Source organism: Achromobacter sp. 1011791174 (assembly GCF_059760925.1).
Map to the genome: position 1 here is coordinate 20,034 of NZ_JCBANH010000040.1, position 15,820 is coordinate 35,853.

Genomic DNA, 15,820 nt, shown 5'->3' on the forward strand with positions numbered 1-15,820 from the left:
GCAGCGATTCGGGAGCGCATCGTGAAGAAAGTGGCTGAGATTCTCAGGGAAAAGTCCAATCCGGCGGTCGTGACGGTGGCGCCGGACTCCTCCGTCTACGACGCCATCCGCACCATGGCCGAACGCGGCATCGGCGCCGTGGTCGTGGTGGATGGCGAGACGGTGCTGGGCATGCTCACCGAACGCGACTACGCCCGCAAGATCGTGCTGCAGGACCGCTCCTCGCGCACCACCAAGGTCCGCGACATCATGACCGACTCGGTCTACTACGTGCGCCCGGAAGACACCCGCGAGCACTGCATGGCGCTCATGACCGAGCGCCACTTCCGGCACCTGCCCGTCATCCATGAACAGAAACTGGTCGGCCTGGTGTCGATCGGCGACCTGGTCAAGGATGTGATGAGCGAGCAAAAGTTCATCATTACCGAACTGGAACGCTACATCAGCGGCGAACGCTAGCGCGGACGCGCCGGCCAGGTGCCTTATCCGCCCGCCAGCTGGCGGGCGGCGGGCACGACCAGCCCGGCTCCGGCCGCCAGCAGCAACACGAACACCATGCGCCTGATGGTCTTCATCGATCCGGCGCTGCCGTAGCGGCGCGCCGCCCAGGTCACGGCGATCACCAGCGGCAACGCCTGCGCGCTCAGCCAGAAGGATGAGGCCTGGAACTGGCCCTGGCTGGTCACGAGCCCAAGGCGCGCCATCGCATTGAACGAAAACAGGATCAGCAGGCTGTTGCGGATGGACGCCAGCGGCAGCGGCTGGCGGTACAGGTGATAGACCATGGGAGGCCCGGCGCTGGAAAACAAACCGCCCAGCAGGCCGGACACGCTGCCGAAGAAGACGAAGGAACCACGCGAGGACAGGCGCGGCAAGGGTTCGGCGCGCGCCACCAGCAAGACGGCGCAGGCCATGATGGTCACGCCCAGCAGCAGTTGCAGCGCCACGGCCATCGAACCGCTGATCCAGGCCAGCGCGAACACGCCCGCGACCACGCCGGCAAGGCTGCTGCCCAGCGCCGGCGCCAGCAATCGCCAGTTCACCTGCGGCTTGGCGCGGGCCAGCGTGACGGCCGCGTTCACCAGCGACAGCACGCTCACCACGTTGGCCACCTCGGACACCGAGGCCAGCTGAAACACTCCGGACAGGCCCAGCAACACCAGGCCGAAGGCGAAACCGGTCATGGTCTGCGCATAGGTGGCGAGCGCCACGCAGGCCAGGAACAGCAGATGTTGGTAGATGCTCAGCGGGGAAAGAGCCTGACCTGCCTCGGCTCTGCCCGCCGCGCGGCGCGGCCAGGGAGGAAACGATTGGGAACGGCGGACGCGCTTGCCAGATGGCGTATGGAGAAGGACGCGATGATAGCACCGGGCCTAGTCCGGGCCCGCCAGCGGAAAGCTCCACATTTTTTGTCACAAATAGATGCGAGCGTCCATGTCTGATGGCCGCTCCACCGCTATCCTTGCCGGCCAGCGCAGCCGCCGCGCCAGCCCTCCCAGGCACCGCGTGCGCACCAGACACCCATACGCCCGCAGCCCGCGTCCATGACAGCCAAACACGCCACCATCAATACCGTGACCCTGACCTGCTCGAATTGCGGCAGCGGCCACTTCACCAAGCTGGACCAGAACGAGTACCGCTGCACCCACTGCCAGGCCGTGACGCTGGTCGAGGACAACGTCGCCGAGCGGCTGGAGCAGATCCTGCGCGGCATGCAGGCGCCGGCAACGCCGCGCGTCAAGCCCAATCTGGTCATCACGGCCGCCGCGATCGCGGTGGCCGTGATCTCCATTCCCGTGGTCATCTCGCTGATGAACGGCTCCTCGCGCACGTCGTATCAGGCGGCGCCGCGCGTTCCGCCCATCGACGCCTCGCTGGTGAAACTGACGGACACCCGTGAAATCGCCAACGGCAGCCGCAAGCAGCTGCTGCTGATGATGCGCAACGAGACTGGCAAGCCCATCAACGCGCCCAGCGTCAGCGCGCAGTTCTACCAGGGCGATCTGGCGCAGAACTCGGCCAGCGGCTCGCCGCTGTCACGCACCCTGTTGCCCGGCGAGTACAGCCCGGTGCTGATCGACCTGCCCAGCCAGCCCTACAGCCGCTACGAGCTGCGCATCGGCTCGGTCAGCCCCGCGATGAGCGCCATCACCCGGCAGGTCGCCGCCAGCAAGGTGCAGCTGGTCCAGAATGACGGCGCGCACCGGCTGGTCGGCATCCTGAAGAATGAAGGCGCCAGCGCCATCTCCGGCGCGCAGGTCACGGTGATGCTGTACGACGCCGGCGGCAAGCTGATCGGCAGCGGCAACGGCTACGGCGCGGCGGGCTCGCTGGCGGCCGGCGCCGCCACCACCTTCGACGTGCGCTGCGAGCTGTACGGCGAAGGCGCGGTCGCATCCTATGAATACATGGTCCAGACCACGGCGTCCGGCGGCCAGGACGCCAGCACGCAGGCCAACGCCGCCAGCCGGATGCAGCGCATCAGCCCGGCGGCCATCCGAGCGATTCCAAAGCCCCGGCTGACTGCGCTGGAACTGCTGGACGAGAATTTCGCCCTGTTCGATCCCGCCCAGCTCAAGCTCAGCGCGCCGCGCCGGCTGCTCGACGAGATCGACCGCCCCCGGCTCTACGCCGAGGTCAGCAACACCAGCGATCGCTACGTCGCGCTGTCGCCGCGCGCCTCGATCGCCGTGTTCGACGGCTCGCAGCCGCTGGAACTGCGTCAGTCCTGGGAGCTGCCCGCCTATCTGTATCCAGGCGAACGCGTGCCGGTGGAGCTGGTCGGGCGCGACTTCGCGCGCTACACCGAGGTCAAGACGGACTGGACTCCCGCCAAGCGCGCCGAACTGCCCGGCCCGCGCCCCAAGCTGGCGGTGACGGTCGAAAACACCGAAGCCGCGGTCGGCACCGGCACGCTGAACTTCAGCTACCGCTTCCGCTACAAGTATGTGGTGGTCCACGGACGCGTGCGCAATGACGACCAGGCCGCGGTCAAGAAGGTCAAGGTCTGGATCAGCCTGTACGACGCGCAAGACCAGCTGACCGGCGCCCGTTCCGAGGAGCTGCGGCTGCCGCGCCTGGCGCCCGGCGACAGCGCGCCGTTCCAGCTGGACGTGAAACAATACGGCGCCAATTTCAAGCGCGTCGCGGTGGTCTACGACGCCGTGCCCGAGTAAGGGCGACGCCTGAATCAACCGGGGCCGGATCGACGACGACCATGCCGTCGCCTGCCGGCAACAGTCGCGCCGCCGCAAGTCTTATATAAGATATAAGACATTTGCGAGCGGCCGGCCTTGCCTCTACAATCCGTCCGGTAACCCTTCTTCCAACCCGACTTTGAGCAGGCCTTCCATGCTGGATACTTATCGTCAACACGTCGCCGAGCGCGCGGCCCTGGGGATCCCCCCGCTGCCCTTGACGGCCAAACAAACCGCCGAACTGATCGAACTGCTGAAGAACCCGCCCGCCGGCGAGGAGCAGAACCTGGTCGAGCTGCTGACGCACCGCGTGCCTGCCGGCGTGGACGACGCCGCCAAGGTCAAGGCCTCGTACCTGGCCGCCGTGGCGCTGGGCAAGGAAGCTTGTGCGCTGATCAGCCGCGCCAAGGCGACCGAACTGCTGGGCACCATGCTCGGCGGCTACAACATTGGCCCGCTGATCGAACTGCTGGACGACGCTGAAATCGGCACCATCGCCGCCGAGGCGCTGAAGAAGACCCTGCTGATGTTCGACTCCTTCCACGACGTGAAGGAAAAGGCCGACAAGGGCAACGCCAACGCGCGCGCCGTGCTGCAAAGCTGGGCCGACGCCGAATGGTTCACCAGCCGCCCCGAGCTGCCCCAGAGCCTGACGATCACCGTCTTCAAGGTGCCCGGCGAAACCAACACCGACGACCTGTCGCCGGCCCCGGACGCCACCACCCGTCCCGACATCCCGATGCACGCCCTGGCGATGCTGAAGAACAAGCGCGAAGGCGCCGCGTTCCAGCCGGAGGAAGACGGCAAGCGCGGCCCGGTCAAGTTCATTGAATCGCTCAAGGAAAAGGGCCACCTGGTCGCCTACGTCGGCGACGTGGTCGGCACGGGTTCGTCGCGCAAGTCCGCCACCAACTCGGTGCTGTGGTTCACCGGCGAAGATATCCCCTTCGTGCCGAACAAGCGCTTCGGCGGCGTGTGCCTGGGCAGCAAGATCGCCCCGATCTTCTACAACACCATGGAAGACGCCGGCGCCCTGCCGATCGAGCTGGACGTGTCCAAGATGGAAATGGGCGACGTGGTCGAACTGCGTCCCTACGACGGCAAGGCCATCAAGAACGGCGAAGTCATCGCTGAATTCGAAGTGAAGTCCGACGTGCTGTTCGACGAAGTGCGCGCCGGCGGCCGCATTCCGCTGATCATCGGTCGCGGCCTGACGGCCAAGGCGCGCGAAGCGCTGGGCCTGGCGCCGTCGACGCTGTTCCGCCTGCCCAAGGACCCGGTCGATTCCGGAAAGGGCTACACGCTGGCCCAGAAGATGGTCGGCCGCGCCTGCGGCCTGCCGGAAGGCAAGGGCGTGCGCCCGGGCACCTACTGCGAACCGAAGATGACCTCGGTCGGCAGCCAGGACACCACCGGCCCCATGACCCGCGACGAGCTGAAGGACCTGGCCTGCCTGGGCTTCTCGGCCGATCTGGTGATGCAGTCGTTCTGCCACACCGCTGCGTACCCCAAGCCCGTGGACGTGAAGACGCACCACACGCTGCCCGAGTTCATCAGCACCCGTGGCGGCATTTCGCTGCGTCCGGGCGACGGCGTGATCCACTCGTGGCTGAACCGCATGCTGCTGCCCGACACCGTCGGCACCGGCGGCGACTCGCACACCCGCTTCCCGATCGGCATCTCGTTCCCCGCCGGTTCGGGCCTGGTGGCCTTCGCCGCCGCCACCGGCGTGATGCCGCTGGACATGCCGGAATCGGTGCTGGTCCGCTTCAAGGGCAAGATGCAGCCCGGCGTCACGCTGCGCGACCTGGTCAACGCCATTCCGCTGTACGCGATCAAGCAGGATCTGCTGACCGTGGCCAAGCAGGGCAAGAAGAACATCTTCTCCGGCCGCATCCTGGAAATCGAAGGCCTGCCGGACCTGAAGGTCGAGCAAGCCTTCGAACTGTCGGACGCTTCGGCCGAACGTTCGGCCGCCGGTTGCACGGTGCGCCTGAACAAGGAACCGATCATCGAGTACATCAACAGCAACATCGTGATGCTGAAGTGGATGATCGCCAACGGCTATGAAGACGAGCGCTCGCTGGGCCGCCGCATCAAGGCCATGGAAGCCTGGCTGGCCGATCCCAAGCTGCTGCAGCCGGACGCCGACGCCGAGTACGCCGCCGTGATCGAGATCGACCTGGCCGACGTGCACGAACCCATCGTGGCCTGCCCGAACGACCCCGACGACGTCAAGACGCTGTCGGACGTGGCCGGCGCCAAGATCGACGAAGTGTTCATCGGCAGCTGCATGACCAACATCGGCCACTTCCGCGCGGCGTCCAAGCTGCTGGAAGGCAAGCGCGACATCCCGGTCAAGCTGTGGGTGGCCCCGCCGACCAAGATGGACGCCACGCAACTGACCGAGGAAGGTCACTACGGCGTGTTCGGCACGGCCGGCGCGCGCACCGAAATGCCGGGCTGCTCGCTGTGCATGGGCAACCAGGCGCAGGTGCGCGAAGGCGCGACGGTCATGTCGACCAGCACCCGCAACTTCCCGAACCGCCTGGGCAAGAACACCAACGTGTACCTGGGCTCGGCCGAACTGGCCGCCATCTGCTCGAAGCTGGGCCGTATTCCGACCAAGGAGGAATACATGGTGGACATGGGCGTCATCAACAAGAGCGGCGACCAGATCTATCAATACCTGAACTTCGACAAGATCGCGGACTACAAGGACGTGGCCGACGTCGTCGAGCTGTAAACGCCGCCCTCCAGGCCTTCGGGCCTGGACCAAGCGAAAAGGCCCTGGAGCGATCCAGGGCCTTTTTTCATGCTGCGCGTCGCGCGCCCCGCTGGCGACCGCGCCCGTTCCGTCACGCAGGGGAACGGGCAGGCGCCTGCGGCCTTAGTAGTAGACGTCCACGTAGTCGGTCAGACCGCCGCAGGCTTCCATCTTCTGCATGCGCCAGTACTTGCGCTTGCCGGTCGCGCGGAACTCGTAGTCGCCCGTGCGTTCGCAGCGGCGGCCCTTGTCCGGCGCGTCCAGGATCAGGATGGTGCCACGCAGAACGAAGCGGTCGCTGCCGATGGACACGACCTCGCCCTTGATCTTAAGCGTGCCTTCGAAATTGGACTGCGTGCCTTCCAGGCGCACCACGCCGTTCTCATCCTTGGCGTTCAGCTGGCCGCGCGAAGCCGACCAGAGCCATTGCAGCGTGATGCCGCTGTTGCCCAGCAGCCGCTCATACGCGGCCTGGTCCTTGACGTCGGTCTTCTGCACCGGCGCCAAGGCGCCGGCGCTTGCCGACTGCTCGGCGCGGGCGGCAGCCGTGGGCGCGGGCGCCGGCAGCGTCGCGGGCGGTTGGACAGCGGCGGGTTGTGCCGGCTGGTGTCCATGGGCCGATTGCGCGGCGCCGATGCCCGGCACGACGGCGAAGGTCAGGGCCGCGCTCACCGCGAGGGCGAACATGCCCGAAGCCCGCATTTTCCGAAGGGAGCCCGCCTGGGCGCGATCAACGTTCGTGTGCATGGTGTTCAACGATTAGGAAAGGTGGGACCAAACGGCCGGGCGCTCGCGCCTGGGCGCATAAATTAACACGTGCATCTGGCCCCGATAACATCGGACGCCGGCGCCGTGTGTCCATCTGTTAGAGCGCGCTCGGCCGCCGCGCCCGCCGCGAGCTTGCCTCGGAGGATTCGGCCGAAATCGCGCGCTGATTCATCGGGAATGACAGTCCGAGCGATCTTTTTCACGATTTTTCACCAAGCCGGCGCATTTTGGACGAAACGTTTTTATACAATCCAGGCACACATTGACACAGATAGCCCGCCGGGACGCCGGTGGAGCGCCTGGAGGAACCCCCGCCAATGATCCGGCTCCTGATGCCGCCCCTGCTGCTGGCGCTCGCCGGCTGCGCCACCGCGCCGCCCTCGAACCCCGACAACATCTGCGCCATCTTCCGGGAAAAGCCGGACTGGCACGACGCCGCCCTCAAGGTGCAGAAGAAATGGGGCGCGCCGGTGCCCATTCCCATGGCCATGATGTACCAGGAGTCCTCCTTCAAACAGGACGCGGTGCCGCCCCGCTATTACTTCCTGGGCCTCATTCCCTGGGGCCGCGTCAGCTCCGCCTATGGCTACGCCCAGGTCAAGGACGAGACCTGGGACGACTACAAGAAGGACGCCGGCGGCTGGGGCTCCAGCCGCGACAACTTCGCCGACGCGATCGATTTCATGGGTTGGTACATGCACAAGACCCAGCGCCTGAACGGCGTGGCCAAGTCCGATGCCTATGGCCAATACCTGAACTACCACGAAGGCTGGACCGGTTACCGCAACCGCAGCTACGACCGCAAGGCCTGGCTCAAGACCGTGTCCCAGAAAGTCAAGGCGCGCGCCGAGCGCTACACCACGCAGTACAAGAGCTGCGAACAGGACCTGACGCGCGGCGGCTGGTTCTGGTAGGCCCGCCGCCGCGCATGCGGCCTCAGAAGTCCATGCTGGCGCTCAGCATGAAGGTGCGCGGGCCGCCCAGCACCAGATAGCCGTTGCCGGGATAGCCGCCCACCGAGGACCAGTAGTTGCGGTTGGCGATGTTCTCGACGCGGGCGCGCAGGGTCACCACATGGCCGTCCACATCCATCATGTAGCGCAGGCCCGCGTCCAGGCGGGTCCAGCCGGGCACCTTGAGCGTGTTGGCATCGTCCGCGTAGGACGCCCCGGTGTACACCACACGGCCATCCAGCGTCAGGCCCTGCACGCCGGGGATGTCCCATTCCGCGCCCAGGTTGGCCTGAAAGCGCGGCACGCCGATGACGCGGTTGCCGTCGATGGCGGCGTTGCCGGTGGCGCGCTGCTTGGCATCCAGCCAGGTCAGGCCGCCCAGCACACGCACGCGCTTGCTCGCCTCGCCAAAGACAGTCAGTTCGACGCCCTGGTGGCGGTCCTTGCCGGACGCCGTGAAGTTGTTGTTGGCGTCATACGCGGCGCGCGGCTTGTCGGTCGAGAACAGCGCCAGGCCGGCGCCCAGGCCATCGCCGTCGTACTTGACGCCGATTTCCTTCTGCTTGGATACATAGGGCGACAGACTGGTGCCCACGTTGGGCACCGGCTTGCCATTGGCATTGGCCGGCGCGGTGTCGCCCGCGACCAGCGCCTCGATGTAGTTGGCATACAGCGAGACGCTGGGCGCCACCTTCACCACCACGCCAGCCGCGGGGGAATTGCGGCTGTCGTCATAGGCGCCGTTTTCCTTGCCCGTGTTGTATGCATAGCTGCGCGAGGACAGCCGCTGATGGCGCAGGCCCAGCGTCAGCATCACCTTGTCGTCCAGGAAGGACATGGTGTCGCCGATGGCGTAGCTGCTGGTGCGCGTGCGGCCCTGCAAGGCGGGATTGTCGAGGTCGTTGCCGCGCAGCGCGCCGGCGCTGAAGGCCGGCTTGCCGTAGGAGACCGGATCGTAGAGGTTGGTCGGGAACGTGTTGGCGTAGTCCATCACGTAGGCGTTCTTTTTCTTCAGGTCGAAGAAGGATGCCGACACGACCAGCTCGTGGCCGACCGGGCCGGTGCGGACCTTGGCGCGCAGGCCCAGTTCGCCGGTGTTGACGCTGTCCTCGCGCGTATTGTCGAAGCGGTAGAAATTGCCGGCGCCGGTGCGCGCGTCGGTCAGCGTGACGTTGCCCAGCGAATTGGCCTCGTCGCTGCGGCGCATGCCGAAGGCGGCCCAGCCGGTCAGCTTGTCGCTGAAGTCATGCTCGGCGCGCAGCGTACCGAACACATCACGCTCGTTGGAGTACGACCAGGGCTGGGCGTAGTTGGAGCTGGCGTCGGGCGGCGCGGGCACGTGATCCTTCAGGCCCGGCGCGAAGCTGACGTTCGGGCGGGCGCGCTTGAGCTTGTTCTCCTGCCAGCCCACGTCGGCGGACAGGCGCGTGTCGGCCGAGCGCCAATCCAGGCCCAGCGACACCAGGCTGGTGCGCGAGTGCTCGTCGTCGATGGCGGTGTCGCCGCTGCGCTGCGCCACGTTCAGGCGCACGCCGGTGCTGTCGCCCGGGCCGAAGCGGCGCGCGATGTCGGTGGAAATCTGATACTGGCCGCCGCTGGAGATGCCGGTGGTCAGGCGGGTCAGCGGCTCGTTGGGCGCTCGCTTGGGCACCAGGTTGATCACGCCGCCGATGCCGCCGCCATTGGGCACGGCGCCGGTCAGGAAGGTGGATGCGCCGCGCAGCACCTCCACCCGCTCGAACAGCTCGGTGGCGATGTATTGGCGCGGCAGCAGGCTGTACAGGCCGTTGTAGGCCACGTCGTCCGAGCCGAGGATGAAGCCGCGGATGAAGTACGACTCCTGGAAATTGCCGAAGCCGCGCGCCACCTGCCCGCCGGCATAGGGCTCGGCCAGGCCGCCGGCCGAGGCGTCGGCGCTGGCCTCGACCTTGATGGCGTCCATGGACACCGTGGGCGCCGTGGCTTGGGCTGGCATTGCGGACGGGGTTGCGGATGGAGACAGAGACTGCGCATGGGCCAGGCACGACAGGGCCGCGGCCATGCAGGCGAGAGTACGGATTTTCATGTCGGGATGTGGGTGGGAATGGACGTCCGCAAGGCGGAACAAGGAAACACTGAATCCCGATGGGGCCACGCGCGGTTCGGCTTATGCGACCGGTACTGCCGCAGGGTGGCTTGCGCCGGCCCTGACTAGCCCGTTTACCAAAGGGGGCTGGGAATCTTGCGGGACAAATAATAACAAATAACAATCATTATCATTACTTCCCTTGATTGAAATTACCGCCTTCGTCGCCCCGCGACAACAGCGACGCCCGGTCAAGAAGATGCGATGAAATGCCCGTGGGTTCAGCCAGACCTGAAGCCAGGCCAGGAAATGCCGCCAGCCGCCCATGGCTGGCGCAGCGCCGCTCCGGACGCATGCCGGCAAGACGGGACTGTCCGAAAACTACAGGTCGGAGGTATCGAGCGTGAAGGCGGCGGCGGCGCGGCCGATGCGGTCGTTGACCGCATGCCATGCGTCGTTGGCGGGCGGCGCCTGCACGACGATGCGGGCATAGCCCTGGGCGTCCAGCTCGCGCAGCAGCGCGTACAGCGCCTGCGCGTAGCGCGCCGGATCGGACGGCACCTGGCGCCATTGCACGCGGGCATCGGCCGAGGCCGGCGCGGGGTCGAACGACACCAGCGCCACCTGGCCCGAGGGCAGGCCGATGCCTTGCAGGACGTCGGCCACGCGCGCGTCGCCGGCCAGTTCCAGCTCGGTGCGCGGCGCGTAATGCGCCTTGAGCGTGCCCGAGGCGCGCGGCGCGGCCGCGTCGGGCGCGAACACCTGCGCGCCCAGCACCGCCTCGATCTGCGCGGCGCTGACATGGCCGGGACGCAGCAGCACGGGACCGGCGCCCTGGTCCAGCCGCGACAGGTCCAGGATGGTGGATTCGATGCCCACTTCGGACGCCCCGCCTTCCAGCACCGGCATGCCGGCCGCGACCTCGTCGGGGAATTCCGCGCGCACGTGCTCGGCCAGCGTCGGCGAGACCTGCCCGAACTTATTGGCCGACGGCGCCGCCACCCCGCCCTGCCCGTTCGGCTTGCCGGCGGCGAAAGCCGCCAGCAAGGCCTGGGCCACGGGATGCGAGGGACAACGCAGGCCGATGCTGTCCTGCCCGCCGCTGACGGTATCCGCGATATGCGGCGCGCGCTTGAGGATCAGCGTCAGCGGGCCCGGCCAGAACGCGTCCATCAGCAGCCGCGCCTCGGCCGGCACCTGCGCGGCCCAGTACGACACGTCCGCGCCCGGCGCGATATGGACGATCACAGGATGGTTGGACGGCCGCCCCTTGGCGGCGTAGATCTTGGCCACGGCCTGCGGGTTCTCCGCGTCCGCCCCCAGCCCGTAGACGGTTTCAGTCGGAAAGGCCGCCAGCTCGCCGGCCAGCAGCAGGCCGGCGGCGCGGGCGATTTCCTCGGGCGTGGCTGAACAGGACGAAGGGATAGCCATGGACGCGCCCTACTCCGGCGCCTGCATGCCCAGCGCCGCGGCGACGCGGGCGGCATCGGCCTGCGCCTGCGCCAGCGTCGGCGCGACGATGGTGACGTGGCCCATCTTGCGGCCACGGCGCGCTTCGCGCTTGCCGTACAGGTGCAGCTTGGCGGTGGGCGTGGACAGCGCGCCGGCCCAATCGGGCTCGCGCTGCGCGTCCGTATCGGCCGACTCGTACCAGATGTCGCCCAGGATGTTCAGCATGACGGCCGGCGCCAGCAGGTCGACGCCACCCAGCGGCAGTCCGGCCATGGCGCGCGCCTGCTGCTCGAACTGGCTGGTCAGGCAGGCGTCCATGGTGTAGTGGCCGCTGTTGTGCGGACGCGGCGCGATTTCATTGACGATCAGGCTGCCGTCCTTGAGGACGAAGAATTCCACGCACAGCACGCCGTGGTAGCCCAGACCCTGTGCGATGGACTGCGCCGCCGCCGTGGCGCGGGCCTGGCGTTCTGCGTGGGCCGCGTCCTGGCCGGCGGCCGACGCGGTGGACACCGCCAGGATGCCGTCGCGGTGCACGTTGCGCGCCACCGGAAACACCACGCTGGCGCCGTCGAAGCCGCGCGCCAGCACCACGGAGATCTCGTAGTCCAGCGGCATCAGCGCTTCCAGCACGCAGGGCACGCCACCGAATTCGGCATAGGCAGCCAGCGCTTCCTCGCGCGTGGCGATGCGGGACTGGCCCTTGCCGTCGTAGCCCATGCGGGCAACCTTGAGGATGCCGGGGAACAGGTTGGCGGGCGCGGCGCGCAGGTCGGCCTCGCCTCGGATCGCGGCATGCGGCGCGACGGGAATGCCCTGCGCGGCGATGAAGGTTTTTTCGGCGATGCGATCCTGCACCACGGCCACGGCATCGGCGGCCGGGCTGACGCGGCAACGCGCGGCCAGCGCGCGCAGGCTGTCGGCGGGCACGTTCTCGAATTCGGTGGTGACGGCCCGGCATTGCTGCGCCAGGCGCGCAAGGCCGGCCTCGTCGTCATAGGCCGCGCGGATGTGCAGGTCGGCGACCATGCCGGCCGGGCACTCCTCGGCCGGATCGAGCACGGCGACCTTGTAGCCCAGGCTCTGGGCGGCGTGACAGAACATGCGGCCCAGCTGGCCGCCGCCCAGCAAGCCGAGCCAGCCGCCGGGAGCGATGGAGAAAGCAGTCGATTGAGTCATGCGGATCAAGCCTCGGGCGGAACCTTCATGTCGCGCGCGGCCTGCGTCTGGCGGGCGCGGAACGCCACCAGCTTCTGATGCAGGCCGGCGTCCGTGCCCGCCAGCGTGGCGATCACGTGCAGGGCGGCGTTGGCGGCGCCGGCTTCGCCGATCGCGAAGGTGGCCACCGGCACGCCCTTGGGCATCTGCACGATGGACAGCAGCGAATCCTCGCCGCGCAGGTACTTGGACGGCACCGGCACGCCGAACACCGGCACTTCGGTCAGGGCCGCCATCATGCCCGGCAGGTGCGCGGCGCCGCCGGCGCCGGCGATGATGCCGCGCAGGCCGCGCGCGTGCGCAGCGGCGCCGTACTCGGCCATGTCCTGCGGCATGCGGTGCGCGGAGATGACCTGCGCTTCATACGGCACGCCGAAGTCTTCAAGCATGGCGACCGCGTGTTTCATGACCTCCCAATCGCTGGAAGAACCCATAATCACGCCCACCACGGGGGTGGCCTGCGCCGCTGCGGAAGTCTTGGCTGTCATGACCGATGTCGAGTGAAAAATAGTTGGGGAACCACGGCGCGCGCCGCGAAACCCAGTATTTTACCCGGCGCCGGCCGGCCGCTACCGCAGCCTCAGCGAATCCAGCCAGAGATAGCCCGTCGGATTGTCCGGGCAGGGCCCGAAACCGCATTCCAGCGTCGTGCCGCCCAGGTTGACCAGCACGATGACGAAAAACAGGGCCATGACGAGCCAGCCCGCTAGCGGCACCTGCTTCTTGAGCATGCTGTCGCCCCATTTGCGGTCGGCCGACAGCATCAGCACGCAGAAGGCGATGAGCGCGACGAAGGCGATGAACGACCAGGTATAGAAATGCAGGCCCAGCAGCGTCGTGCCGTAGCCGGGATCGCCGGGCGCGATGTGCAGCAGCACCTGCCGTCCGGAGGCCAGCATGCCGCCCAGCGCGGCGGCGATGACCATCGCATAGTGCATGGGCGACGGCCCCAGCCGCAGGTTCAACAGCAAGCCCACGCCGGCCAGCATGAAGGCGACGCGCTGCAGCAGGCATAGCGGGCAAGGCGGCTCGTCGTAGGCGATCTGCCAGACGAAGGCCACGATCAGCACGGCGGTGACGCCCAGCAGGGCCAGGCCGTTCAGGAAGCGCGAGCCGCGCGCGGGGTTCGGAGAAAAGATCATCGCCCCGCCCCTACAGCGACAGCGCCAGCGGACTGGTCATGTGGTACTGGCACCAGGCGGCGAAGATCCCCAGGGTGACGATCCAGAAGGCGACCGCGGGACGGCGCTTTCCCAGCATGCCGAACCACACCGCGACCAGTCCGGTCAGGAAAGGCAACATCATTACCATGCGCAGCTCCTTTCTTGTTTCCGGCGGGCGGCGGGGCCCTGCTGCGGCGGCTGCGGGCCGCATCCGGTTGATGGCGAAAGAACTCCCGCGCGGCCTCGGCCCGGCGTCGGGAAGGAATGCGCTGGCGAGTATAGCGTCACATTAGGAAATAATTAGACGAAAAATGCGCATTTTCCAGCTTTTATTGATCAATGAAGACGCGGTTGCGGGCAGGAGCATGCGGCGCAAGGCGTGGGGCGGCGCCGGCAATCTCGGACTTGTCCGACCTTGCGGCATCGCCTATTCCCGGTGGATTCCAGAAAAAAAACCCCTCGCAGCGCTTGCGCTGCGAGGGGTTCGGATCGTGCCTGAGCCGGCAGCCGGCGATCAGGCCATCAGGCGGTCCAGCGCCTCGCGGTACTTGGCGGCGGTCTTTTCCAGCACATCCTGAGGCAGGCGCGGGGCCGGCGGCGTCTTGTCCCAGGTCTGGGTCTCGAGCCAGTCGCGCACGAACTGCTTGTCGAACGACGGCGGGCTGATGCCCACGCGGTAGCCGTCGGCCGGCCAGAAGCGCGAGGAATCGGGCGTCAGCACTTCGTCCATCAGGTAGAGCGTGCCGTCGTCGTCCAGGCCGAACTCGAACTTGGTGTCGGCGATGATGATGCCCTTGGTCGCGGCAAAGCGCGCGGCCTCGGTGTACAGCTTGAGCGTCACGTCGCGAATGCGCTCGGCCATTTCCTGACCGACTTCCTTGACCACGTGGGCGAAGTCCACGTTTTCATCGTGCATGCCGAACTCCGCCTTGGCGGCCGGCGTGAAGATCGGCTCGGGCAGCTGGCTGGCCTGCTGCAGGCCGGCGGGCAGCTTGATGCCGCAGACCGAGCCGGTGGCCTGGTAGTCCTTCCAGCCCGAACCGATCAGGTAGCCGCGCGCGACGGCCTCGACCAGGATGGGCTTGAGGCGCTTGACCACCACGGCGCGGCCGCGCACCTGGTCGACCTCGTCGGCCGCCACCACGTCTTCCGGCTTCACGCCGGTGGAATGGTTGGGCAGGATGTGGGCGAGCTTCTGCAGCCAGAACTCGGTCAGTTCGGTCAGCACCTGGCCCTTGCCGGGGATGGGATCGTCGAGGATCACGTCGAAGGCGGAGATGCGGTCCGATGCGACGATCAGCAACTTGTCGTCGCCCACCGCGTACATGTCGCGCACCTTGCCGCGTCCCAGCAGCGGCAAGGACTTGATGCTGGATTGATGCAAAGCAGAAGTCACGGGAATGGCCTATGGCAAAAATGAAGATTCCCGCCTCGGGCCGAGCGCCAGGGCGGGAACAAGACGAAACCGGGAATCCGCGGGGCGAGGCGGGCGCCGGAAGCGCGGATCCTGCAAAGCGCATAGATTACTGCAAATAGGCCCGCCTTGCCGCGCGCGCGGGACCGGGTTAGCCTCTGATCCGGCCGCCGGGTCCGGTGGCCGCAGCACACATTCGCGCCGACCGCCCGGACGTTTCCTGCCCAGACCGGCACGCAGGATCAGGCCGGGGCGCAACGGCGCATATCCCTTGCCCGGAGACAGAGTCGTATGCAGGATGCTTTCCAAAAACGCACCTCGAAGACTGACGCGCAGGTGCACTTCACCGGCGGCTGCCAATGCGGCGCCATACGCTACGCGGTCACCGACGAGCCGATCACGGCCGCCACCTGTCATTGCCGCGACTGCCAGTATTCCAGCGGCGGCGCGCCGGCCCACGCGCTGCTGTTCCCGGCGGGATCGGTCACGCTGCTGCGCGGCGCGGCCAAGGAGCACCGCTACCGCGGCGGTTCGGGCCGCGCCGTCATGCGCAGCTTCTGCCCGGACTGTGGCACGCCGCTATTCGGCGGCACCGAGGGCGCCAACTACGACGTGGTCCGCGCCGGCTCGCTGGACGACCCGGAAGCCTTCCGCGCGCGGGTCAGCCTGTGGACCGGCTCGGCGCCGTCCTGGCACCACATCGATGCCGCCGCGCCCAGTTTTCCAGGCAATGCGCCACCGATAGCCTGAGGCAGACGCGCTATGCGGCGGCAAAACAGCAAAAAGGGCGAGTCCTGCAGGACTCGCCCTTTTCTTCATGCCA

General features: G+C 67.4%; 14 protein-coding genes. 5 read left to right on the forward strand and 9 right to left on the reverse strand.

Features of this window, described 5'->3' with window-relative positions; all coding sequences use genetic code 11:
- Positions 1 to 21 precede the first annotated feature (21 nt).
- Positions 22 to 459: a CBS domain-containing protein gene (locus tag AC6LJ5_RS15585; RefSeq protein WP_103275794.1), complete on the forward strand. Its 438-nt coding sequence runs from the start codon at positions 22 to 24 to the stop codon at positions 457 to 459.
- A gap of 23 nt (positions 460 to 482) precedes the next feature.
- On the opposite strand, the gene AC6LJ5_RS15590 is transcribed toward AC6LJ5_RS15585, so the two are convergent.
- Entirely contained in the window at positions 483 to 1,247 is a 765-nt protein-coding gene (locus AC6LJ5_RS15590) for a sulfite exporter TauE/SafE family protein (protein WP_103275795.1), read from the reverse strand.
- 297 nt (positions 1,248 to 1,544) lie between these two features.
- Between AC6LJ5_RS15590 and AC6LJ5_RS15595 the strand changes: the two genes are divergently transcribed.
- On the forward strand, positions 1,545 to 3,176 hold the full coding sequence (locus AC6LJ5_RS15595) for an FxLYD domain-containing protein (protein WP_498140941.1): 1,632 nt from the start codon (positions 1,545 to 1,547) through the stop codon (positions 3,174 to 3,176).
- A 175-nt stretch (positions 3,177 to 3,351) separates the two neighbouring features.
- Positions 3,352 to 5,943, forward strand: a complete 2,592-nt coding sequence (gene acnB / locus AC6LJ5_RS15600; protein ID WP_103275796.1) for a bifunctional aconitate hydratase 2/2-methylisocitrate dehydratase — start codon at positions 3,352 to 3,354, stop codon at positions 5,941 to 5,943.
- A gap of 144 nt (positions 5,944 to 6,087) precedes the next feature.
- Here the strand turns inward: acnB and AC6LJ5_RS15605 are convergent, their stop codons facing one another.
- Positions 6,088 to 6,651, reverse strand: coding sequence for a hypothetical protein (locus tag AC6LJ5_RS15605; protein ID WP_233772532.1), 564 nt, complete (start codon positions 6,649 to 6,651; stop codon positions 6,088 to 6,090).
- 398 nt (positions 6,652 to 7,049) lie between these two features.
- Between AC6LJ5_RS15605 and AC6LJ5_RS15610 the strand changes: the two genes are divergently transcribed.
- The gene (locus tag AC6LJ5_RS15610) at positions 7,050 to 7,646 is read left to right on the forward strand and encodes a transglycosylase SLT domain-containing protein (RefSeq protein WP_103275798.1); all 597 of its coding nucleotides are present in this window, start codon (positions 7,050 to 7,052) and stop codon (positions 7,644 to 7,646) included.
- Between the two features lie 22 nt (positions 7,647 to 7,668).
- Here the strand turns inward: AC6LJ5_RS15610 and AC6LJ5_RS15615 are convergent, their stop codons facing one another.
- From AC6LJ5_RS15615 to AC6LJ5_RS15645, 7 genes are all read right to left on the reverse strand, one after another.
- Positions 7,669 to 9,660 carry a TonB-dependent receptor gene (locus AC6LJ5_RS15615; protein WP_498140942.1) on the reverse strand — a complete coding sequence of 664 codons (1,992 nt, stop codon included), beginning with the start codon at positions 9,658 to 9,660 and terminating at the stop codon, positions 7,669 to 7,671.
- A gap of 471 nt (positions 9,661 to 10,131) precedes the next feature.
- Positions 10,132 to 11,181, reverse strand: a complete 1,050-nt coding sequence (locus AC6LJ5_RS15620) for an L-threonylcarbamoyladenylate synthase (RefSeq protein ID WP_498140943.1) — start codon at positions 11,179 to 11,181, stop codon at positions 10,132 to 10,134.
- 9 nt (positions 11,182 to 11,190) lie between these two features.
- A complete protein-coding gene (locus AC6LJ5_RS15625) occupies positions 11,191 to 12,381 on the reverse strand; it encodes a 5-(carboxyamino)imidazole ribonucleotide synthase (protein ID WP_498140944.1) in 1,191 nt (396 codons plus the stop codon).
- 5 nt (positions 12,382 to 12,386) lie between these two features.
- Positions 12,387 to 12,908 carry a 5-(carboxyamino)imidazole ribonucleotide mutase gene (gene purE / locus AC6LJ5_RS15630; protein WP_212313062.1) on the reverse strand — a complete coding sequence of 174 codons (522 nt, stop codon included), beginning with the start codon at positions 12,906 to 12,908 and terminating at the stop codon, positions 12,387 to 12,389.
- An 81-nt stretch (positions 12,909 to 12,989) separates the two neighbouring features.
- Positions 12,990 to 13,562 carry a disulfide bond formation protein B gene (locus AC6LJ5_RS15635; RefSeq protein ID WP_103275801.1) on the reverse strand — a complete coding sequence of 191 codons (573 nt, stop codon included), beginning with the start codon at positions 13,560 to 13,562 and terminating at the stop codon, positions 12,990 to 12,992.
- 10 nt (positions 13,563 to 13,572) lie between these two features.
- Positions 13,573 to 13,731 (reverse strand): DUF5993 family protein, encoded by a 159-nt coding sequence (locus tag AC6LJ5_RS15640; protein ID WP_212313058.1) that lies wholly within the window; start codon positions 13,729 to 13,731, stop codon positions 13,573 to 13,575.
- 366 nt (positions 13,732 to 14,097) lie between these two features.
- The gene (locus AC6LJ5_RS15645; protein ID WP_103275802.1) at positions 14,098 to 14,979 is read right to left on the reverse strand and encodes a phosphoribosylaminoimidazolesuccinocarboxamide synthase; all 882 of its coding nucleotides are present in this window, start codon (positions 14,977 to 14,979) and stop codon (positions 14,098 to 14,100) included.
- A gap of 309 nt (positions 14,980 to 15,288) precedes the next feature.
- On the opposite strand from AC6LJ5_RS15645, the gene AC6LJ5_RS15650 reads away from it, so the two are divergent.
- On the forward strand, positions 15,289 to 15,747 hold the full coding sequence (locus tag AC6LJ5_RS15650; protein ID WP_103275803.1) for a GFA family protein: 459 nt from the start codon (positions 15,289 to 15,291) through the stop codon (positions 15,745 to 15,747).
- The last annotated feature ends 73 nt before the right edge of the window (positions 15,748 to 15,820 follow it).